General features: G+C 41.7%; 13 protein-coding genes and 1 other RNA gene. 4 read left to right on the forward strand and 10 right to left on the reverse strand.

Translation table 11 applies throughout. The features are described from left to right. Positions 1–261: 261 nt before the first annotated feature. From PN450_RS01275 to PN450_RS01320, 10 genes are all read right to left on the reverse strand, one after another. Positions 262–507, reverse strand: a complete 246-nt coding sequence (locus PN450_RS01275; protein ID WP_148761133.1) for a hypothetical protein — start codon at positions 505–507, stop codon at positions 262–264. Positions 508–761: 254 nt separating this feature from the next. Then, complete coding sequence (locus PN450_RS01280; protein ID WP_168204399.1) at positions 762–902, reverse strand: hypothetical protein; 141 nt, start codon at positions 900–902, stop codon at positions 762–764. Between the two features lie 179 nt (positions 903–1,081). After that, positions 1,082–4,177 carry a translation initiation factor IF-2 gene (gene infB, locus PN450_RS01285; protein WP_271835163.1) on the reverse strand — a complete coding sequence of 1,032 codons (3,096 nt, stop codon included), beginning with the start codon at positions 4,175–4,177 and terminating at the stop codon, positions 1,082–1,084. A gap of 440 nt (positions 4,178–4,617) precedes the next feature. After that, positions 4,618–4,887: a YlxR family protein gene (locus PN450_RS01290; RefSeq protein WP_015083448.1), complete on the reverse strand. Its 270-nt coding sequence runs from the start codon at positions 4,885–4,887 to the stop codon at positions 4,618–4,620. Positions 4,888–5,050: 163 nt separating this feature from the next. Beyond that, entirely contained in the window at positions 5,051–6,328 is a 1,278-nt protein-coding gene (gene nusA, locus PN450_RS01295; protein ID WP_015083447.1) for a transcription termination factor NusA, read from the reverse strand. 464 nt (positions 6,329–6,792) lie between these two features. Next, positions 6,793–7,254, reverse strand: coding sequence for a ribosome maturation factor RimP (gene rimP, locus PN450_RS01300; protein WP_213719069.1), 462 nt, complete (start codon positions 7,252–7,254; stop codon positions 6,793–6,795). Positions 7,255–7,495: 241 nt separating this feature from the next. Then, the gene (locus PN450_RS01305) at positions 7,496–8,734 is read right to left on the reverse strand and encodes an RNA-guided endonuclease InsQ/TnpB family protein (protein WP_271835166.1); all 1,239 of its coding nucleotides are present in this window, start codon (positions 8,732–8,734) and stop codon (positions 7,496–7,498) included. A gap of 274 nt (positions 8,735–9,008) precedes the next feature. Beyond that, positions 9,009–9,193: non-coding RNA, 6S RNA (ssrS, locus tag PN450_RS01310), on the reverse strand. A 62-nt stretch (positions 9,194–9,255) separates the two neighbouring features. Further along, positions 9,256–10,392, reverse strand: coding sequence for a 5-(carboxyamino)imidazole ribonucleotide synthase (locus tag PN450_RS01315; protein ID WP_271835168.1), 1,137 nt, complete (start codon positions 10,390–10,392; stop codon positions 9,256–9,258). Further along, positions 10,383–10,871, reverse strand: coding sequence for a pentapeptide repeat-containing protein (locus tag PN450_RS01320; protein WP_168652006.1), 489 nt, complete (start codon positions 10,869–10,871; stop codon positions 10,383–10,385). The genes PN450_RS01315 and PN450_RS01320 overlap by 10 nt, the downstream gene beginning before the upstream one ends. A gap of 482 nt (positions 10,872–11,353) precedes the next feature. Between PN450_RS01320 and PN450_RS01325 the strand changes: the two genes are divergently transcribed. From PN450_RS01325 to PN450_RS01340, 4 genes are all read left to right on the forward strand, one after another. Further along, on the forward strand, positions 11,354–11,677 hold the full coding sequence (locus tag PN450_RS01325; protein WP_015083442.1) for a slr1957 family protein: 324 nt from the start codon (positions 11,354–11,356) through the stop codon (positions 11,675–11,677). A gap of 163 nt (positions 11,678–11,840) precedes the next feature. Continuing rightward, positions 11,841–12,674 carry a FecR family protein gene (locus tag PN450_RS01330; RefSeq protein WP_271835170.1) on the forward strand — a complete coding sequence of 278 codons (834 nt, stop codon included), beginning with the start codon at positions 11,841–11,843 and terminating at the stop codon, positions 12,672–12,674. 28 nt (positions 12,675–12,702) lie between these two features. After that, positions 12,703–14,307, forward strand: a complete 1,605-nt coding sequence (locus PN450_RS01335) for a diguanylate cyclase domain-containing protein (protein WP_271835171.1) — start codon at positions 12,703–12,705, stop codon at positions 14,305–14,307. Positions 14,308–14,881: 574 nt separating this feature from the next. Next, the gene (locus tag PN450_RS01340) at positions 14,882–22,213 is read left to right on the forward strand and encodes an ExeM/NucH family extracellular endonuclease (protein ID WP_271835172.1); all 7,332 of its coding nucleotides are present in this window, start codon (positions 14,882–14,884) and stop codon (positions 22,211–22,213) included. Positions 22,214–22,334 lie beyond the last annotated feature (121 nt).

Consider the following 22,334-nt stretch of genomic DNA (forward strand, 5'->3'; position numbering starts at 1 on the left):
ACAACAAGACTGATGTTAAGGCGATAGGCTGACCCCTCGTTCCAAAGGCAAAATCAAGGTTAATCAACAAAAATGATCATGTATCTAGCTTGGTTATCGCTATTCTCTCGCCTTGCCGAGATATTCAATTCATAACACAAATTTTGTGAATTGTCTCCATGTTTTCCTTCCTTGCTGTCGCGTTGGTCGGAAAACCGTCGTCAATTCACGCGCCATTCATCCCCCGCTGCCCTATCGGGTCAGACGTGGGGCTTCTGTCGGTTAAGCTAAAGTTTCTAAAGTCTCTCGTAAATACATTTGTACTTGTTGATCTAGACGTAAACTTTGTAATTTGGCGTTACATTCTAATTGCCATCTTTGAAAACCGGAACTAGCAGAAATCACGTATTTCAGGTTATGCCAAAATTGAGTATTAGCAGATAATTGGTGATCTTTACGCTCACCGTTGACAGAGACTGTACTGTCAGTAGTATGCGCGTAATCGCTAGAAGTTGGAAATTGAGCCATAATTCCTCATTCCTTATTTTTCACTTCCAGAATTAGACAATTTGGGATTTTAGATTTCAGACTGATAATTTATTTCACACACAAGGGGAACACGTAAATCTAGTCACCCAAAGCTAAAATTGAAAATTTTTGTTTAATCTTCTTTCAAGATAATGGTTTTACACCTGAAAATTCTGTCTCATTCATCACTAAATGCGGAATTTTATGCGAGAAATTTCTAAAACAACTTGTTTTTAATTAAACAGAGAATTTTTTTAAAATTTATAGCAACCCAAGGGGGTAAGACATGAATTGATAATAAAACTCGGACTAGAACAGGTTTTTACTTCTTCCTTCTTCTTTTTCCTTCTTCTTCCTTCTTCTTTTTCATTCCTTCCTTCTTCTTCATTCTTCATTCTTCATTCTTCTTCTGACTCCTGACTCCTGACTCCTGACTCCTGACTCCTGACTCCTGACTCCTGACTCCTGAACTCCTATTGGACGGAGTGCTGAGTTTACATTATTTGAGTGTTGAACTCGGAACAGTCTCAATTCAACACTCATTAACTCAGCACTCAACGCTGGATGCACGTCACTACTTAGTCATAGTCAGAGTCCGACGTTTAGTTACCAATTGGTAGGATTCAATGATATCATTTTCCACCCAGTCATGGAACTTATCAATGCCGATACCACATTCATAACCTGCGTTGACTTCACGGGCATCTTCTTTCATCCGTTTGAGGGAATCGAGAACACCTTCGTAAACTACCTTGTTATAGCGACGGACGCGCACCTTACAGTTGCGAACGAGCTTACCAGATTGAACATAACAACCGGCAACAGCGCCACGACCAACTGGGAAGACAGCACGGACTTCTGTTTGTCCCAAGGGTTCTTCCACCAACTCTGGTTCGAGTAAACCTTCCAAAGCACCTTGGATATCTTCTAAGAGTTTGTAGATGATGTTATATTCTCGAACATCTACACCTGCTTCATCCGCAGCTTGTCTAGCGCCACTGGCATAGGTGGTGTTGAAACCAATAATGACGGCGTTACTAGCCGCAGCCAGGTCTATGTCTGTTTCCGTGATTTCTCCAGCCGTAGCCAAAAGCATCCGAATTTGGACCTCGTTTTGCGGAATTTGGCGGAGAGAGCCGATAATAGCTTCCACAGAACCTTGCACGTCGCCCTTGAGGATCAAGTTGAGTTCTTTTAACTCGCCTTCTTGTGCTTGTGCTGACAGGGTAGTGAGAGTGACACGACCTTGCAACAAGCGGGATTGACGTTGTTTGTCGGCGCGATCGCTGGCTACAGAACGAGCTTCTTTCTCGTTTTCATAGACCTCGAAATCATCACCAGCAGCAGGGACATCACTTAAACCCAATACTTCCACAGCAAAGGATGGACTAGCAACATCTACACGCTTGCCTCGGTCACTTACCATAGCCCGGACTTTACCGAAGGCTGAACCAGCGACCAGCATATCTCCAACGTGGAGAGTACCGTTTTGAATCAGCAAGGTAGCAACTGCACCTTTCGCCTTATCCAAATGAGCCTCAATGACTGTTCCTTTTGCGACCCGATCTGGATTAGCGGATAGTTCGGCTACTTCCGACACCAACATAATCATTTCTAGGAGGGTGTCGAGGTTTTCGCCCTTAATGGCACTAACGGGAACCATGATTGTTTCACCACCCCAATCTTCAGCGGTGAGACCATAATTGGTAAGTTCCTGTTTAACCCGTTCTGGCTGTGCGCCTTCTTTATCAATCTTGTTGATAGCAACGACAATGGGAACGTTTGCAGCTTTAGCGTGGCTAATAGCTTCAATTGTTTGGGGACGAACACCGTCATCAGCAGCTACGACTAGCACGGCAATATCTGTCACCCTAGCTCCTCTAGCACGCATCGCTGTGAAAGCTTCGTGACCAGGAGTATCGAGGAAAACAATCTGCTGTGGTTTACCTTCATGGACGATATCAACATGATATGCGCCGATATGCTGGGTAATACCGCCCGCTTCCCCAGACGCAACTTTGGTTTTGCGAATAGAGTCAAGGAGAGTGGTTTTACCGTGGTCTACGTGACCCATGATGGTGACAACTGGGGGACGACGAATGAGGTGAGCCAAATCAGCCACGTCAATCATTTCCGTGACTTTCCGGGCTTCAGCTTCTCGTTCGACAATTTGGACTTCTACTTCTAGTTCTTTGGCGACTAGGGTAATCGTCGGAATATCCAGATTTTGGGTGATGCTAACAGCCATGCCCTTCATAAACAGGATTTTGACAATCTCTGTATCGGCAATTACGAGGGACTCAGCCAACTCCTGGACTGTTAATGGACCAGTAACATCTAGTGTGGCCGGACGATCTGGTTTTTGCTCTACATTTTCTTGCCGACGATTGTTGTGGTCACGGGAAGAACTAGATTTTTTACCTCTAGTGGTAGGAGCAGCCACAACCGCTACAGTTGGCATACCGGAGCGAGTCCCTTTGGGTTTGGGAGGACGGGCAATGGAGAGACTAACTTGAGTGGCTGCGGAATTTTCTAGACCGTCTTCATCTAAATCATCTTCATCTAAATCATCTTCTACGATTTGTTTGACCCGTTTGCCTTTGGGTCCAACCTTCGCTTTTTCTTTGATTTCGTCAATGATTTCTTCTTCTTGCCATTTTTTCCCACCCTTGTTCAAACGAGGGGGTGTAGGGCGTTTTAAATCCAAAAGATCGGGTGCTACTGGTATTTCATCCAATCCTTCTTTTTTCGCGCCACCTGCATTATGTCTGGGTGGAGTCGCCGTGGGAATGGCTGCTGGTTCACTGGGACGGGCAGGTCTAGGGCGTTGGATATCACCGCCAACGGATGGTCTACCACTGCGTTGTTCTGGTCTTGTCGGCGCTCCTGAATTAGCCCGACTAGGTCTAGGTGGTGCAGATGGTGAACTTTGATCAGATGAAGGTCTATTAACCTTACTTCTCACTGGCTGAGGATCTTCTTCAACAGGCTGTGAGCGATCGCGTTTGAGAAGAGGTTTTTCTGATGTTCCTAAAACTGGTGTTTCTGCCGCTTTTGCGCCATCTACTCTAGCAGGAGGAGAAACCAACTGGGGTTTTTGCGGTTTCTCTGGTTTGGCTCTGGGAGTAGATATTTTCTCTGATTTTTCCGCTCTCACCTTTTCTGTAACCGATTCAGGATTAGATACCTGTTCTGGTTGGGTAGGATTAGGTTTAAGTGGAGTCTCAGATTGATTCCGGGGTACTGGTCGAGTTGGTGCCGCCGGCTTTATATTCATAGATGAAACTGGTGTAGCAAAAGGCCTTGGAGGTGCCGGCGGATTAGCATCAGTAGCGTCAGTAGCAACTGAGATATCGGTTGAGTTGGTGGTAGTGTTTATCAATATTTTCGGTTTGCGAATTTCTAGAATTTGCTGTTTGTGATTGGCGTTGGTACGGTTTTGAGATGAATTTGGTTTATGGCCATTTGTACTTTGTTCCTTTTTCGAGGCTAAATTCGTAGCAGCGACTTTTTCGGCTGCGCTACGAATTTGTTCAGCTTCCGCTTCGGAAATCGTACTGCTATGGCTTTTAACCGCAATATCGAGCTGGTCGCAAATTGCTAGTAGCTCTTTATTATCCAAATTCAATTCTTTTGATAAGTCATAGATTCTCACTTTTCCGTTGTTCATCCACTCTTTCCCCTTTAATTTACAGTTTTAGCGGATGGTTGCCTGGTTTGTGACATCTCCACCCTTTGATCACTGTTTTTTCGGTTGCCTTTGGTGATATTGCCGGTGACTCCAGTTAGGAAAGAGAGATGTTTCGGGTTAATACTGACATCTCCACCAGGAATGATGGTTGATGCAGAACTGCGATTTGACGCTACCAGGTCGCCATTTTTGGTTTTTTTGTTTTGCTGATTTGTGAGTCTTCCACAATACAATCAAAAAAAAACTTGTTGGGAGTAATGCCTTGCGTCTTGTCCAAAAAAGGAGATCGAGAAAGCTGGTTACATCCATTTACTATTTTGGCATTAACTTGAACGATACTAAAGGTTATGATCAGAGACCGAATAGTTCGGCTTTTGTCATAATATCTTGAGAGACTATCGCAATTTTAGTTGTTACCATTAAATGCGATCTTGGCGATCGCCGTGATTTAGACGTTGCCACAATGTTTGATACACTGTATCTGGCACTGCTCCATGCAGCGATCTCCCTAGTCTATTTTTCTTCTGAGCTGCTTGTAGGCAACTCTCTTGCGGACAGATATAGGCAGAACGCCCCATGCCCTGATCTAATTGTACCTTTCCAGATGGAAAGACGCGGACAATCCGCCAAAACTCTTGTTTCAAGTTGACTTGACGACAACTAATACAACGCCGATAGTTCGGTTTCATCAGTCTTCTGCCAGATTTAAGTTAGATATCTTGGGGATACTAAACAATGTATTTTTTAATGCCTGTTGTCAGTTGTCATTGGGAAGAAATATTCCCCCTGCTCCCTGCTCCCTGCTCCCTGCTTCCCTTCCTTTTTCAAATTATTGCAGATAAATTTGGGGAATTAATCTTCCTCGCTATTGTCAAATCTATCCTCATCCAATTCTAATTCTTCTGCCATTGCATCTTCTCGGTCAGACCTGTCATCCCTATCATTTTGGGATTGATATTGCGCTCTCACCGCTGCAAATTTAGTATTTTCGGCTTCCTCGTCATATTTAGCCTGATCTTTAATATCAATTTTCCAACCAGTGAGACGGGCAGCTAACCGCACATTTTGCCCTTCTTTACCAATAGCTAAACTCAGTTGATCTTCAGCCACTAAAACGTGAGTTTGGCGACTTTCGGGGTCCATGAGTCTGACTTCATCTACCTTTGCTGGACTCAACGCATTGGCAATATAGGTAGCTGGATCTGGAGACCAGCGAATCACATCAATTTTTTCACCGCGTAATTCATTAACTACCACCTGAATTCGTGATCCCCGCGCCCCAATACAAGCACCAACGGGGTCTACATCGCGGTCTAGGGTATCAACAGCAATTTTTGTGCGGGGTCCCACATAACGAGAGGGAGGGTTAGCTTCTCGCGCTACAGCCACAATTCGCACTACCTCATCTTCAATTTCTGGGACTTCGTTGGCGAATAAATAAACTACCAAACCTGCATCAGCACGAGATACCATCAATTGTGGCCCTCGTTGCTGCCCTTGGGAAACTTTTTTTAGATATACCTTAAAGGTAGCATTAGCCCGATAATTATCGTTGGGTAGCTGTTCTCGCTTGGGTAATTCGGCTTCTACTTCTGATTGTCCAAATCCGCTACTAACTGCCAAAACTACAGATTGACGTTCAAATCGCAATACTCTAGCTTGTAAAACCGTGCCTTCCAAGTCTTGAAACTCTTCTTGCACCATTTGGCGTTGTTGATCTCGCAGTTTTTGCGCCAATACTTGTTTCGTTTGCATGGCTGCCATGCGCCCAAATTCTCCTTGATCTGGGGTGACATCCAATACTACAGAATCTCCCAGTTGGGCTTCTGGGGCTACTTGCTGGACTTCATCTAAGGAAATTTGATGATCAGTGTTAGCAACTGCTTCAACAATGGTTTTGGTGGAAAGAACCCGAAATCCTTCACCCTCAATATCCAGTTCTACTTCAAAATTATTAAAATACTCTTCATCAAATTGTCTGCGTTCTAAATTTTGGGCGCGACGATAACGTTCGTAACCCTTAATTAAGGCTTCTCTAATAGCTGCTTGTACAGCTAAACGCGGTAAGTTTCGTTCTTGGCTAATACTTTCAATTAGCTCTTTTAATCCCGATAAAGTCACCATTGACATACGCAGTCTCCTAAAATTTTATAAGAAAGTAGTAGTCTGTCAAATTTATTTTGACGGGTTTTTGGTAGTGCGGGCATCTTGCCCGCGTGAGCGAGACGCTCACACTACAGTCCATCATTTTTATCTTGACAAACTAGTAGGCTTAAAACCCTAGACTTAAAATCTAAAACCTTTTTGGGTTTTTATGTTTGGGTGTTTTTTAAGCCAGAGCGGGGATAAATCTCTCAGTGACTTATGGTGTTACAATGTCTTTAACAGGTAAGGGTAATTAACCTGTACAAACACCCGATGTTGCCTAAGGGATAAACACTGTACCTTGACAATCTCTTTAGAGCGGAGAGTGTCAAGTCAGCAGTCAGCAAAATTAGATAACTGTTAAGAAATAATTGTTTTCTTTTCTCCAATTACTCCTTCCCAATTACCACTTACCAGTCCCTAATCCAACGTCTAAAATCTAAAATTGATTAGCTACGCTCATCCATTTGGACTTTGGTAATGAGGTTACGGGGAATTTTTACTACACGACCCTTTTGATTAAGGTAAACTGTAGTTTCATCCCGGCTAATCAATAGACCTATCCACTCTTGCTGTTGTTCGGAGGGTGGGGAAGTAGAAATAACTACAGGAAATCCTTTGAAGGAAATAAACTCCCTGTCTGTTACCAGTTGCCGCGAAATACCGGGACTGGATACTTCCAATATGTAACCGTCTGGAATGATATCGGCCGCATCTAATGAGGCTTCAACGGCACGGCTCATCCTTTCACAATCATCCAGGCCAATGTCCTGTAGAGGATTAAAGATATCTACTCGCAAGACTGGGGGGCTTTGGTTCGTATGAAAAACTATACTAACAACTTCCAATCCTAGTTCTGCGGCTACTGGTGTCGCCAAATCAATAATTTGTGGTATTAAAGGATGAGTCATGGGAGAATTCAATAAAAAAAGTGGGCTTCAACCCACTTCCTGCGATAGGGATATCTTCCAAGAAGTATTCTGACGAACTGTATGAGTTCGCCCCTAAAATGAGTGTAGCTTATTTCTTCAGTTAGTCATGACAGACTTGAAGAAATGGTCAGTTGTCAGTTGTCAGTTGTCATTGGGAAAATCTTTTTCTTTCCGTATTTTGCTTTTTACCTCTAAATTTAAGGTATATATCGTGAACTACCTACACTGACCTGACGGTACAGTGTAGGCTTCCCAATTCCATGGGGACTGCCTCGGACTTCATGGATTTTTTACGTCCCGAAGACTTTGGTCTTACATCCCCTCCAAGGGCAGAAGCGCTAGTTCCTAACGCCCAAAGTCGCAAACCTTCATTTCTAATATTTATTGCGGCATTGATATCTCTATCATGCTGTTTTTGGCAGTGAGGGCAATCTACAAACCTAACTCCTAACGAATCATATCCTTTTTGCCACACCGGAATTGGTAGTAGAGTTTCACTACAAAGTTGAGAAGACGGGAAGAAACGACCTATTTCTTGATAAGTATGACCAAATCTTTCAGCTTTGTATTTGAGCATGGTTTGAAACATTCCCCAACAAGAGTCACTAATAGCTTTTGCCAAGTTGGGATTTTTAACCATATTCTTAACTGCCAAATCTTCTACACAAATAACTTGGTTTTCGTATGCTATTTTGCGAGATAGTTTGTGTAGAAAGTCTTCACGGACTCTAGCTATTTTGCTAGAAACTTTTGCGACTAAACGTTTGGCTTTACGACGTTTATTAGATGTTTTATCGGTCTTCTTAGCTAGTTTTTTCTGCTTGCGCTTTTTATTCTTTTCAAGAAGAGCTAATTGCTTCTTAGGAAGGTCATATTTTGAGCCTTCGGAAGTTATAGCAAAGTTTTTCAATCCCAAATCAACACCAATAGCTTCTCTGATTGCAACTACCGGATTGTCATTTTGGTTAAAAAGAATAGATGCATAATACTTACCGTCTGCATTTCTTGATATTGTTACAGCCGTGAATTTTGCATCGGGCAATTCTTTATGGAACACGGTTTTCATCATCCCTAAATTGCCAGGAAACTTAATCACAGAATCCTCTGGCATCAGTTTCACATTTTGGGGATATTGAATTGATTGTTTACCATGTTTAGATTTAAAGTTAGGAAATTTAGCACGGCCTTCAAAAAAGTTGACAAACGCACTAGAAAGATTGAATGTGACTCGTTGCAACACTTGACTGTATGCAAGTCCTAACCATTCATATTCCTTTTTTAATCCTGGAAGCAACTTATCCATAGCCGCTTTAGAAAGCCCAATGCTTATTTCTTTATACGCGACAGTAGTGGCATTAAGCATATAATTCCACAACCATCGAGTATTACCAAAACATTGAGCTAAATATGATTCTTGCTCATCAGTGGGATAAATCCTAACTTTAATTGCTCTATACATGGTATCGACCTTACCGCGTTCGTGTATTCATGGTAACACAAATAATCAAAACATACCGAATAAAAAACGAATATTTTGCTCGTTTCTTCGTTGTAGTCTTTCCGGTTTTCGCTGCGCACCCTGCGGGAAGCAAGCTACAAATATGGTCAGACTACACCCGGATTTCTCACGCGCAATTCATCTCAACACTGACCTGAGTACAGGTACAGTGTGAGCCTTCTTGCTGTTTAAGGTAAAGCTCCCCAGTTTTATCAACCGGGGAGCTAAAATTTTTTAGTTCACCACAACGCCGTTTTACCTAAGTTTATGACCTGGTTAAACCAGGTGGGAACTGAGGGTTCTCATTTAAAGTTTCTGGGTACAAGCCCAGTATACTGCCACGAGAATTGTTTAGCTCCCTTGTTGTTAAAGACATAGATCAAAAAACTTGACGGCAGTCACCAATCGTCGTAGTGCAACTAACTCATTATAGCTTTGAAAAATAGTTTTTGTGTTTATTTTGGGAAAATTTTGGCAAATTTCTACTGGGGATACCAGATAGATTCAATTTTGTGTATAATGTCCTCTACTCCATTAGTGTGATCTTGATCTAATAAAACGGTGATATGTCCTAGCTTACGCCCTGGACGAGCTTCTGTTTTTCCGTACCAATGAACAGTAGCCTGGGGAATATTTGCTAATTGTTGACGTTGTTTTTGGTAGTCACAATGGCTGTTTTCATATCCTAGCAAATTAACCATCACGGCACTAGCACAATGTAATCTAGTATTGCCTAATGGTAAGCCACACACTGCTCTCAGGTGTTGTTCAAATTGGGAAGTTTCACAAGCATCCAGGGAAAAATGCCCAGAGTTATGGGTACGTGGTGCTATTTCATTAATTAAGATTTTACCTTCGGCGGTGAGAAATAATTCAATGCCACAGACTCCTATATATTGGAGGCTAGTTAATAGTTTATGGGCGATCGCTTCAATTTGCAAACTTTGCTCTTGGGTGATTTGAGCGGGGGCAATTACCCACCGACAAACCTGTTCTTTCTGGAGAGTTTCTACCGCTGGATAGATGACAATTTCCCCATTTACAGAACGGGCGGCAATTATCGCCAGTTCTTTGGTAAAAGGCACAAATTCTTCGACTAAAAACTGGCTATGAGTTTGATTAACTATTTTTGATAAAGTTGCAAAATCGGGAATGATAAAAGTTCCTTGACCATCATATCCATGTCTTCTGGCTTTGAGAACCACAGGAAAACCCAAATTTTCAATTTGAGATTCTAGCTTTTTTTCCCCTGATAATGCCAAAAACTGGGGAACTGGTAAACCTAAATCCCGTAAATAGCAACGTTGCTCATATTTATCTAACAGAGGTGCTAAAGCTGCTAGTTGAGGACGAAAACAAACACCCTGTTCTTCTAGCAGTGATAAAGCCGCAAGGTTAACAAATTCATTTTCAAAGGTAACGATATCACACTTTGTCGCTAAAATTTCTGTGGCAGCGGCATCATCAACTGCGGCAAAAATGCTATGTTGGGCAATAGATACGGCTGGATCATTGGGACTAGGAGTTTGGACTATTAATTCTACTCCCAGCTTATCTGCTGCATTTTTCATCATCCAAGCCAGTTGTCCACCACCAATTATACCAAGTTTCATTGACATCCTAAGGACTCACGAGTTTCTACACCAGTTTGAGAATTTACACCACTGGCTTTTTGACATAGCTCTTTAATTTGCGCTTTATCTAAAATTGCGTCCGTAAAATCTGCACCTGTGATATTAACATCTGTAAAGACGGTGCGGAGTAAAAGAGCTTCGATTAAAACGGCGTTACTTAAATCAGCGCCTATTAATTTTACCTCATTCACCATCGCATTGGTTAAATCTGCTCCATGTAAATTTGCTTTTGTCATGACTGAAGCACTGAAAACTGTTCCTCGTAAGTCCGCACCTGTAAAGTTAGCCATTTCTAAGTTAGCGTTAGAAAATTCCGCAGCTTGTAAACTTTGTCCAGAAAAATCTTGTCTTGACAATTCGGCATTACTATATGATAAAGGATGAGTCCAATCTGCTGATGCTGGCTGTGCAACGCACCAAACCATAATTCCTAAAATCCATCCTAAGCTCTTTTGCCAAAACATAGTTGATGAGTCAAAATTGATATTTGATAAGTTAGGGTTTGCATAAACGTTAATATTTTGGTAAGCATTCAGCCGTCAGCTATCAGCAAGAATTGAATTGATTAGCATTCTGAATATCCACTTTTAGCTGAATGCTTACATATTTTATAGTAAAAGATGGCATTATTACAATAATTCATTAAGTTTGATTACAAGTAAAGTTTGTTATCTTTTAAAGTCTAGTAGTCAGGACAACTGATAATCTGTTAGTTATGGTGATGGCTGTGGAAACAGGATTGTTAATATGTATAAAATAATTTGATAAACCTTTAAAACAATGAACTAAAAGTTATAGCGATATGTACTTGAATAAGGGAAAAAATTTCCTAAAAAAGCTAGATAACAAAAGATTTTTACTGCTGACTGCTGCTATATCTGACTAAAATCTTTAAGTTATTAAAATTGACAAACTGCACACATTAACAAAGCAAATTGGTATTTATATGATAAATCATTACTCTATTCAATGGATTGAAGCATGGTGCTTAGAAAATGGCTGGACAGATTTATTTGTTGAGAGACGTGGTAACTATTGGGCGTTTCCTCCTGGTGGAGTCATGCCAGAACCAATCCCAATGAATGTGTTAAGAGTAATTAAAGAGAAAAATGGTTTAACTAATCAGGAAATGTATTGGGCTTGTGCTGCCATCTCTACCACTATCCTAGCAGTGATTTACACTTTTTGGTTTAAATGTCCGATTCCCTTAGTTTTATCTTTTGCATTTAATGCTGTAACTGTGGCACAATTTGAACCAGAGGATGTCTAGATTTTTAAAAGCTGTCGCGCACTTAAATTGTATAATTTGGAGGCAGAAACCCGCCTATAGCCTAGATCATGTTCAAAAACTAGATGCGTGACAGCTTACTTGCCACAAGAGAAGCGATCGCCTAAAATTAGATACAGGGGTAATCTAATTTCCAAAAAATTCAGTGATTAAAAAACATTGGCTATTATTGAGTTTATTTTTCATCTTCCTATTAACCTTTCAGCAAGCATTAGCCAAGAATAATTTACAGTTAAGAGTTAACCGCTACTTAGAAGTACGTAGCATTTTTGGTAATGTTATTTATGGAAATCAACAAACTTCCCAACCTGCCAATGTCGGCACAAAGTTGCAAAAGGTTGGTGATAGCATTGGTACAGGAAAGAATTCTCGGACGATGTTAGCATTAGATACAGAAATTGCTTTTGTGGAAGTGGCAGAAAATACAAAACTGCAAATTCAAAAACTGCATAGCACTAGTAATAATGGAAAAGTCACAGAGTTGCTGCTAACTGGTGGACAGGTGCGTTTAAAAGTACGTCCTTTGAACAATCGAGAATCTAGACTAGAAATTAAAACTCCAGCAGGGATTACAGGAGTCAGAGGTACAGAATTTGGTGTTAGTGTCCAACCTAGTGGGAAAACAGGGGTAGCAACTTTAAAAGGCCAGGTGGTAACATCTGCTCAAGGTAAAACTGTATCTGTAAATAAAGGTTTTCAAAGCTTTGTAATTCCAGGAAAACCACCTTCACCTCCAGTGCGTTTACGAGATGATACTAGTTTGCAAATAAAAATCCTGGCAGATATGGGCAATCAACAGGCAAAAATTGCAGGTAAAGTAGATCCTGTGAATTTAGTTATTTTAGCGAATGAGCCATTAATAACCAATCAGAATGGAGAGTTTGAGGTGATAACAGCCCTTCCTAATAATCGAAAAATTGCAGTTAGTATCACAACACCTTTAGGAAAAAAGCAAAAGTATGAATTAGCTGTTCCTTAATAACAGGAAGAACTGAAAATGTATGATCATGTTCACAGAAATCCAGCGGTTATTTGGGAAATTGTTTCCTGGTTTTATAGCCATGTTGATAGTTATTTGTTTCCTGTTACTGGGAATTTTTCAACCTTTAGAATGGATAACATATAACACCCTATTCCGACTAAGGGGAAATATTGACTGGAATCAGCAGATAGTAGTAGTGACAATAGATAACAAAAGTTTGGCAGAGTTTAAACAATTTCCCTGGCCACGGACAAGATATATAGAGCTATTAAATGTACTCGATACAGCCCAGCCAAATGTAGTTGTCTTCGATATGATTTTTTCTGAGTCTAGCCCCGATGATACGGCTCTGGCAAAGGCTATGAAACAACATGGTAAGGTGGTATTGGCAGAGGCTTGGGATACTCAAGGAGAACCTTGGTTTCCTGTCCCTGAACTAGAACAGGCCGCAATAACTACAGGACATATATTCAGTCAGAAAGATGGAGATGGTATAATCCGTAATGTACAGCCACTAAAAAATGGTATTTCTTTATTAGGAATTGCGGCTATCCGGGCTTATGGAACTTTTATGGAAATACCCCCTTTGCCTAATTTAGAGCAGCCATTATGGATTAACTGGCCTAGTCAGGTTCAGCAAATGCCTCACTATTCCTTTAGTGATGTAGTGCAGGGGAAAGTATCAGCCGATTTATTTAAAAATAAAATTGTTTTAGTAGGAGTTACTGCTCCTGGTATTGATGTTTTAGTCACGCCCTTTAATTATGATCCACCCACGGGCGGAGTTTACTTACAAGCAACTTTTATTAATAATGTATTTCAAAATAATTTTCTCGATCTTTTTCCTTCTGGGGCATGGATAATATTATTACTATTGGCAGGTCCAGTCTGGGGTTTAGTAATTGTTCGTTGGCATTCTAGGAAAAAATTAGGATTCTGTATAGGGCTATGTGTACTCTGGGAAATTTTCAGTTTGCTCATGCTAAAAATAAATTATTGGTTACCTGTGGCTGCACCAATAACTTTATTAGGAATGACAACTGGAATTGTAATTTGGCAAGATGATCTGAACCTTAAAGCCGAAAATCAAACTCTCTACCGTCTGGCTAATTACGACAGCCTCACGCAAATTCCTAATCGTCACCGATTTGATGAATATTTGCAGCAAGAGTGGGGACGCATGGCCAGGGACAAATCTGCACTCTCCCTGATTTTGTGTGATGTAGATTTTTTTAAACGATATAACGATACTTACGGACATCAAGCGGGAGATAGTTGTTTACAAAAAGTGGCTTTTGCCATGAGTCAAGCTATTAAAAGACCTAGTGATTTAGTAGCGCGATATGGAGGAGAAGAATTTGTAGTAATTTTACCAAATACAAATGCAGAAGGTGCAATAGTTGTAGCCGAAAAAATCCGTGATCAAGTGAAAATATTGGCAATTTTGCATTCAGCTTCTGAGGTAAGTCAATATGTTACGGTCAGTTTAGGAATTGCTACTTTAATTCCTACTGCTGATATTCCGGCTGCATTCTTCATTAAAACAGCAGACGAAGCACTTTATCGTGCCAAAAAAGAAGGACGCGATCGCTTTTGTATGATTACTTCTAAAGACTTGGGTATAAATTAATAGTAATTTTAATATTGCTGGTGAATCATCAATCAATTAAGTAGGTTAGCATTGAAAATCGTCGTTATAGCAAGGCAAGAGGCAAGAGGCAAGAGGCAAGAGTAAAGAAGTTTTCAGCGATTTTACGTTTCTTTACACAGTTTGGTTTTATTGTGTTCACCTACTTACACAGATCAGCCGATGATAGGGGAATATTTGATATTTATTGAATAATGACAAATTCAGATTTTATTAGTATAAATACGGCATTAATATTAACTGTTATTTAATTCTCTCCTAATTACTTCTTAATCTTACTGGGATAATCTAATTAATGACAGAAAAATTTACGACAAACAAGTAGTAATACGGTTGTTTTTTAGCAATTGCTGAAAATTAATCTCGATAACTCTCAAGCGAACTGCTTGCAGCAGCACTTCGCTATCACCCTAACTACAAATCTCATCTTTGCAGTTTGTTTTTTCCTGTCTACAAAAACATAATACCAACTTCTGCTGAATATAGCGATCGCTCATCAAAAATATTTACATAGTTTTCATTTACCAGCTAACTAACTTTTAAGGAAAAACTAACAATGCCAGCAGCTTCATATACGGGTGGTAATTACTCTCAGAACTTTGATAATCTCTTCACGACTGTACCTACTACTAATGGTACAACTCAGGCATCAAGCATTCTACCAGATGGTTGGACTTTTGTGGAAGCAGGAAGTGCTTTGAACACAACTCTTCGCGTGGATAATGGTTCAAGTGGCACAGGAGATACATTTCTCTATGGTGCTACAGGATCAAATGAAAGAGCATTAGGTTCGTTTGCATCTGGTTCTTTGACCTCTATCTTTGGCTTGGAGATAGTCAATAATACAGGCAATACATTAACTCAATTTACCCTCAGCTACACAGGTGAGCAGTGGAAGGATGGAGGAAGCACTAACGCAGTTAAAAATACTCTTGCTTTTTCTTATGGAATTGCTAATACTTCCATCACAACTGGATCATTTACCCCTGTTACTCAATTAGATTTTACAGCACCTATTAGCAATACAACCGGTGATGTGACTTTGAACGGTAATTTAACAGCTAATCAGGCTGCTCCGAATTTTACCATAACTGGTATTAATTGGGCTGGTGGCCAGTCTCTTTGGCTACGTTGGTCAGACATTAATGATCCAGGAAATGATGATGGACTAGCAATTGATAATGTCAGTTTTTCTGCGTCTACATCTGTTCCAACAACACCAACCGTCAATTTATCTGTAAACAGTAATACTGGAACGGAAGCAGGACAAACTGTAATTACCTTAACTGCCATAGCTTCTAGTCCCGTTTCTGGTAATCAAACAGTTAACTTAGCTGTAACTGGGAATGGTATCACCGCCAGCGATTACAATCTTAGCAATACCACAATTACCATTCCCAATGGACAAACTACAGGTTCTGTCACCTTCACTATTGCTGATGATACTTTACTTGAAGGACAAGAAACCGCCACATTAACCATCAGCAATCCTTCCTCTGGAATTACCCTGGGTAGCACTACTTCTCAAAATATCACCATCATAGATAATGAACTCTTTATCTCTGAGGTACATCCTGCTGGTAATGGCAATGGAACTTATGCTGCGGACTGGGTTGAAATCACCAATAATAGCACTAATGCAGTAGATATTAGTGGCTGGAAAATGGATGATGATTCTAACTCCTTTGCCGCTTCTGTGGCTTTGAGTGGTGTTAACAGCATTGCTCCTGGTCAATCCGTTGTATTTATTGAAGGAGATGCTACCAAAGTTAGTGCATTTAATGCTGCATGGTTTGGCACTAGCAATGCTCCCACGGGTTTTGTCATTGGGACTTACAGTGGTTCTGGTGTAGGCTTGAGTGCAACAAGTGATCAGGTAAATATCTTCGATGCCAGTGGAAATAAGATCACTGGTGTCAGTTTTGGTGTCGCAACCAATGGGTTCACATTCGACAATAAAAATACTGCTACCACTGTTTCCACCTTGAGTGCTGTGGGAGTTAATGGGGCGTTTGTTTCCTTCAATGGTGCGGAAACTGGTTCTCCTGGAACAACGGTTAATTCTACCTTACCCATAGTTACCATTGCTGCTACTGATGCCAATGCTGCGGAAACTGCACAAGATCCTGGTACATCCCGTATCAGCCGTACAGGAAGTCTAACTAATCCTCTCACGGTCAATTACACCATAACCACAGGAGTAGGACAAGCTACAAACGGTGTAGATTACACACCAACTTTAACAAGTACAGCAATAATCGCTTCTGGACAATCCTTTGTAGATATTACGATTACTCCAGTAGATGATCAAGAAATTGAAGGATCTGAAGCCGTCACACTAACGTTAAGTAGCAGTGCTAACTATACTGTGAACAATGCAACTGCCACGATGACGATTGCAGATAATGATGCTGTCAATACTGCACCAACAATTTTGGCAGACAACGAAACCGTTATTGATCCAGAGAAGATTACAGCTTTCTTGAGTTTACCCAATAGCAGCCCCACAGGTAGCCCTGCGGCCTTTGTCAGTGGTGTTATTAATGACCCCACCGACCCAGCAAAAACTATAGGTATTGAGTTTAATATTAGTGATGCAGAAACCTCAGCAGCTTCTCTCACAGTCACAGCAACCAGTAGTAACACAGCAGTTGTTAGTAATGCCAACCTAACAATTGCAGCTACAGGAAATAGCCGCAACCTGAAAATTAATCCTACAGGAGTTGGTTATAGCGATATTACTGTTACCGTCAGCGATGGTACATTAACTAATTCTTACGTAATTAAATATGCTGCTTCGGCTGCATCTACTACCCCATCCACAAGTCGTTTCTTAACAGGGGCAAGCAACGCTTCAACGGCGGTTGTCATTGACTCCAACTATATATTAGTGGGTGATGATGAAAATCAAGCATTGCGTTTATACGATCGCAATAATTCCGGTTTACCCCTCACATCCTTTGACTACACTTCATTATTAGGATTAACTGACATCAGTGGTGGTGTACCCCGTGAAGTAGATATCGAAGCCTCTACTAAAGTGGGTAATCGCATCTTCTGGATGGGTTCTCAAAGTAATAATGATTCTGGTAGTAATCGGCCGAACCGCGATCGCGTTTTTGCCACAGATATCTCAGGAACAGGTGCAAACACCACCCTTAGCTATGTTGGTCGCTACGACTTCCTAGAAGAAGACATCATTGCTTGGGATCAAAATAACCTGCATGGTAAAGGTGCAAATTACTACGGACTAGCTGCTAGTGCTACTGCTGGAGTAGGTTCTAAACAATCCAGTGGCTACAACATTGAAGGTCTGGAAATGTCTCCAGATAATACCACGGCATACATTGCTTTCCGTGCGCCACAAGAACCAACTACTACTCGAACTAAGGCCTTAATTGTTCCTGTTACTAATTTTACATCCCTATTATCTACCAGTGGTGGTGGTACACAAGGAACTGCGACCTTTAGCGCACCCATTGAATTAGATTTAGGTAGTCGGGGGATTCGGGAAATTAGAAAAAATGCTGCCAACCAGTATGTAATTATTGCTGGTCCTGGTGGAGATGCTACAGGAGTTGCCCCCAACGACTTCCGACTCTACACCTGGACAGGTAATGCCAGTGATGCCCCGGTATTGCGTACTGCTGATTTAACGTCCTTAAATGTGGGTGGTAGTTTTGAATCAATAGTTGAACTTCCTAGTTCCCTGACTAGCACCAGTCAAATCCAACTGCTCGTTGATAATGGTGATACCGTTTACTATAACGACGGTGCGATCGCCAAAGATGTCACAGCTAACTACCAGAAGTCCCGTAGTGAAATTGTTACCTTGGGGAATGCGATCGTCCCACTACCAGCAGGTACAATTTCACTTAATAGTCCTTATTCCCAAAATTTTGATAGCCTCAGTTCCAGTAATGCAACTTGGACAGATTCCACAAGCCTGACTGGTTGGTATGCAGCTTATAGTAGCTCAACCTTAACCACAATTACTGCTGGAACTGGATCGAGCAACACGGGAAGTCTTTACAGCTTTGGTGCAACAGCAAGCTCAGACAGAGCTTTAGGTTCAACTTCCTCTAACACTCCGGGAACTATATTCTACGGTGCGCGATTCTTTAATGACACTGGCGCAACCATTTCCTCCCTCTCAGTTAATTACATTGGCGAACAATGGCGCAATGGTGGCAATACAACCCCACAGAAACTAGACTTTGCTTACCAAATTGGTGCTACTAGCATCACTGCGGGAACTTGGACTGATGTAAACTCTCTAGACTTCACCAGTCCAGTGGCTACTGCTACCCTTACAGCGTTGGATGGTAATGCCAGCACCAACCGCATCAGTCTTTCTAGCTCTTTCACTGGCTTCTCCCTGGCCGCAGGCCAAGAAATCTGGCTGCGCTGGTCTGATATCAATGATGCAGGTAATGATCATGGTTTAGCCATTGATAATTTACAGGTTTCTACTTCAGCATTGCCCGGTGTCAGCATTGTGCAGTCAGGTGGTAATACCAACGTTACTGAAGGTGGTGCAACTGATAGTTATACAGTCGTATTAAGCACCCAACCTACTGCAAATGTCACTATTACCATCTCTCCTGATTCCCAAATAACAACGAGTGCAACCACTCTCACTTTCACAACTGCTAACTGGAATGTTGCTCAAACTGTGACAGTGACAGCAGTAGATGATGCTGCAATAGAAGGAACTCACAACGGCATTATCTCCCACACAGCAATCAGTAACGATGGCAGTTACAACAGTATTAGTATTACCTCAGTGACGGCAACAATTACAGATAATGATTTTGCTTCTGTAATTACCAAAATCAGCCAAATTCAAGGCAGTGGTTCAACGGCTGCTTTGACAGGTACTCAAACCATTGAAGGTATTGTTACCCGTGCTTTCCAAGGTTCTACCAAACTCAACGGCTTCTACGTTCAAGAAGAAGATGCTGATGCTGATGGCAACTCTGCTACATCAGAAGCTATTTTCGTTTACGACCCTTCAGGATTATTTACAGGTAATATAGGTGATAAAGTCCGAGTCACTGGCACAGTTGCAGAATTCACCAGTGGCACATCCATTAGTTTAACTCAGCTTACCAGTCTCACCAATGTTACTAACTTAGGTGCAAGCACTTTACCTACTGTTACCAATATCCAATTACCCGTTACTAGCGTCACTGATTTAGAACGTTACGAAGGGATGTTAGTTAATATTAGTGCTGGCAGTGGCAACCTCACCGTTACCGAAAATTACCAATTAGGACGTTATGGACAGGTAGTTTTGGCGGCTGATGGGTTTAGTAACCAAGCGGGAACAGATGCCCGACTTGACCAATATACTCAATTTAATGCGCCTAGTGTGAGTGGGTACGCAGCATATCAAGCTGATATTGCCAAACGGACAATCTATTTAGATGACGGTAGCGGGACTCAAAACTTAGACCCCACCATTTTCGGTCGTGGTGGTAATCCTCTCAGTGCTGCTAATACCCTCCGCAGTGGTGATACTGTTGCTAATATTACGGGAATTTTAGATGAGCGTTTTGAAGGGTATCGTATCCAAACCTCTACAGGTGTTAACTTTACCCCCAGCAATGCCCGCCCAAATACTCCTCCCGCAGTGGGTGGTACGCTCAAAGTAGCTAGTTTTAACGTTCTCAACTACTTCAATGACCTAGATACAAACGTCAATATCACTACTAATGGATTGACTTTCGAGCCTCGTGGTGCTAATACCGCTACCGAGTTTACCCGTCAGCGCGATAAAATCATTCAAGCCATTATCAACTCAGGTGCAGATGTCCTGGGATTGATGGAGATGGAAAACAATGGCTATGGTTCTAATAGTGCAATTCAGAATCTCGTTAATGGATTAAATGCCATTGCTGGTGCTGGTACTTATAGCTTTATCACTCCTGGTACAAGACTAGGAACGGATGCGATCGCTGTAGGATTAATTTACAAGTCTAGCAAAGTTACCCCAGTTGGTGCTGCGGCAACTATGCCCGATAATTACGGTACTGGTGCATTTGACGTAGTGGGACGTAAACCCCTAGCGCAGACATTCCAACAAAACTCAACTGGCGAACTATTTACCGCCGTTGTCAATCACTTCAAATCTAAAGGTTCTAGTTCTGGTGGTGTTGGTGATGCTGACGCTGGAGATGGTCAAGGTTTATCTAATGGCACGCGCACCCGTCAAGCACAGGATTTAGCACAATGGTTAGCCACAAAACCCACAGGCACTAATGACGCTGATTATTTACTGTTGGGAGACTTCAACGCCTATGCCCAAGAAGACCCCATTACAACCTTAGCCAGCGCTGGATATGGCAACCTGTTATCCAATACCTCTTATTCCTACGTTTTTGATGGACAAGTAGGTGCGCTTGATCATGCTTTAGGTAACAACAGTTTAGCCACCCAAGTTACAGGAGCAGAAAAATGGCACATTAATGCCGATGAACCTACGGTTTTAGATTACAATACTGAGTTTAAGTCAGCAGGGCAAATCATCAGTTTATACAATGCTGACCAATTCCGTGCTTCTGATCATGATCCAGTATTGGTAGGAATAAATCTTAATAGTGCCCCTAGCAACGTGACTTTAAGTGCGACCAGCACGAATGAAAATGTCACTGCCAATAGCCTAGTCGGGACTTTTAGCACTACTGACCCGACTATCGGCGATACTTTCACCTATAGCTTTGTTCCTGGCACTAATGACAATGCAGCTTTCACTATTAGCGGGAGTCAATTACTGATTAATGCTTCCCCAAATTTTGAGACCAAATCCAGTTACAACATCCGGGTGAGAACCACCGACAATGGTGGACTGACCTTCGATAAGGCTTTGACTATCAACGTTAATGACCTCAACGAAGCTCCCACAAATCTGGCATTAAGTGCTACCAACGTCAACGAGAACGTCGCAGCCAACACAGTGATTGGCACATTCTCCAGCACAGACCCAGATACAGGTAACACCTTCACCTACAGCTTGGTTAATGGCACAGGTGTAACCGATAACAGTTCCTTCACCATTAGCCAGAATCAACTGCAAATCAAGGCTTCCCCAAATTTTGAGACTAAATCCAGTTACAACATCCGGGTGAGAACCACCGACAATGGTGGTTTGACCTTCGAGAAGGCTTTGACTATCAACGTTAATGACCTCAACGAAGCGCCAGTTATCAATACACCGATTCCCTTACAGACAGTAGATAACACCAGTGTCTTTAACTACACCATTCCCAATAATGTCTTCTCAGATCCAGAAGGAGATGCTCTCACTTACAGCGCATCTGGACTGCCCAGTTGGTTGACTTTTAACCCCACTACCAAAACATTTACAGGAACAGCAAATACATTGGGTACAAATACGATAGGCGTTTCTGTCAATGATGGTTACGGACATACAACCAGTACCAACTTTGATGTTGTCGTCAGAACGGGAACAAAGATCAGCACGGGCTTAACTGGTGTAATAGACTTCAGCACTAGCACGACTGCAACTAATATTGTCGGTAGCGCAGGTGCTGACACAATTTATGGTGGTTCTGCTGCTGACTATATACAAGGAGGCGATGGCAACGACACTATCTATGGTGGTGCGGGTAATGATCGCATCTATGGTGGTGCGGGTGATGACATTCTCCATGGTGGACTTGGCAACGACAATCTTTACGGAGGACTGGGTAGAGATACCTTTGTCCTAGAACAAGGTAAGGGATTTGACATTGCCAATGACTTTACGCCTGTAAATGATTACTTGGGACTGTCTGGAACGCTCACTTTCGGTACGGGTAACTCAACCACTGATGTTACAGTTTCTGCCTTAGGAACAACTAATACTAACCTGAGTTCGATGTAAATAAAAAGTCTAAAAGTACGTAACAGTAACAGTTCTGTCAATAAGTATTGGTTATTGAGAATTAAAGCCCACACCAAAAATTTCTCAAAAAATTAATTTTTTGAAATGTATTTACTATTAG

The sequence above is a fragment of the Dolichospermum lemmermannii CS-548 genome, from assembly GCF_028330815.1.
Lineage (GTDB): Bacteria > Cyanobacteriota > Cyanobacteriia > Cyanobacteriales > Nostocaceae > Dolichospermum > Dolichospermum lemmermannii.

Coding starts and splice junctions, on each gene's coding strand:
- PN450_RS01275 (WP_148761133.1), bottom strand. CDS start 507: ATGGCTCAATTTCCAACTTCTAGCGATTACGCGCATACTACTGACAGT.
- PN450_RS01280 (WP_168204399.1), bottom strand. CDS start 902: ATGAAGAATGAAGAAGAAGGAAGGAATGAAAAAGAAGAAGGAAGAAGA.
- infB (WP_271835163.1), bottom strand. CDS start 4,177: ATGAACAACGGAAAAGTGAGAATCTATGACTTATCAAAAGAATTGAAT.
- PN450_RS01290 (WP_015083448.1), bottom strand. CDS start 4,887: ATGAAACCGAACTATCGGCGTTGTATTAGTTGTCGTCAAGTCAACTTG.
- nusA (WP_015083447.1), bottom strand. CDS start 6,328: ATGTCAATGGTGACTTTATCGGGATTAAAAGAGCTAATTGAAAGTATT.
- rimP (WP_213719069.1), bottom strand. CDS start 7,254: ATGACTCATCCTTTAATACCACAAATTATTGATTTGGCGACACCAGTA.
- PN450_RS01305 (WP_271835166.1), bottom strand. CDS start 8,734: ATGTATAGAGCAATTAAAGTTAGGATTTATCCCACTGATGAGCAAGAA.
- PN450_RS01315 (WP_271835168.1), bottom strand. CDS start 10,392: ATGTCAATGAAACTTGGTATAATTGGTGGTGGACAACTGGCTTGGATG.
- PN450_RS01320 (WP_168652006.1), bottom strand. CDS start 10,871: ATGTTTTGGCAAAAGAGCTTAGGATGGATTTTAGGAATTATGGTTTGG.
- PN450_RS01325 (WP_015083442.1), top strand. CDS start 11,354: ATGATAAATCATTACTCTATTCAATGGATTGAAGCATGGTGCTTAGAA.
- PN450_RS01335 (WP_271835171.1), top strand. CDS start 12,703: ATGTTCACAGAAATCCAGCGGTTATTTGGGAAATTGTTTCCTGGTTTT.
- PN450_RS01340 (WP_271835172.1), top strand. CDS start 14,882: ATGCCAGCAGCTTCATATACGGGTGGTAATTACTCTCAGAACTTTGAT.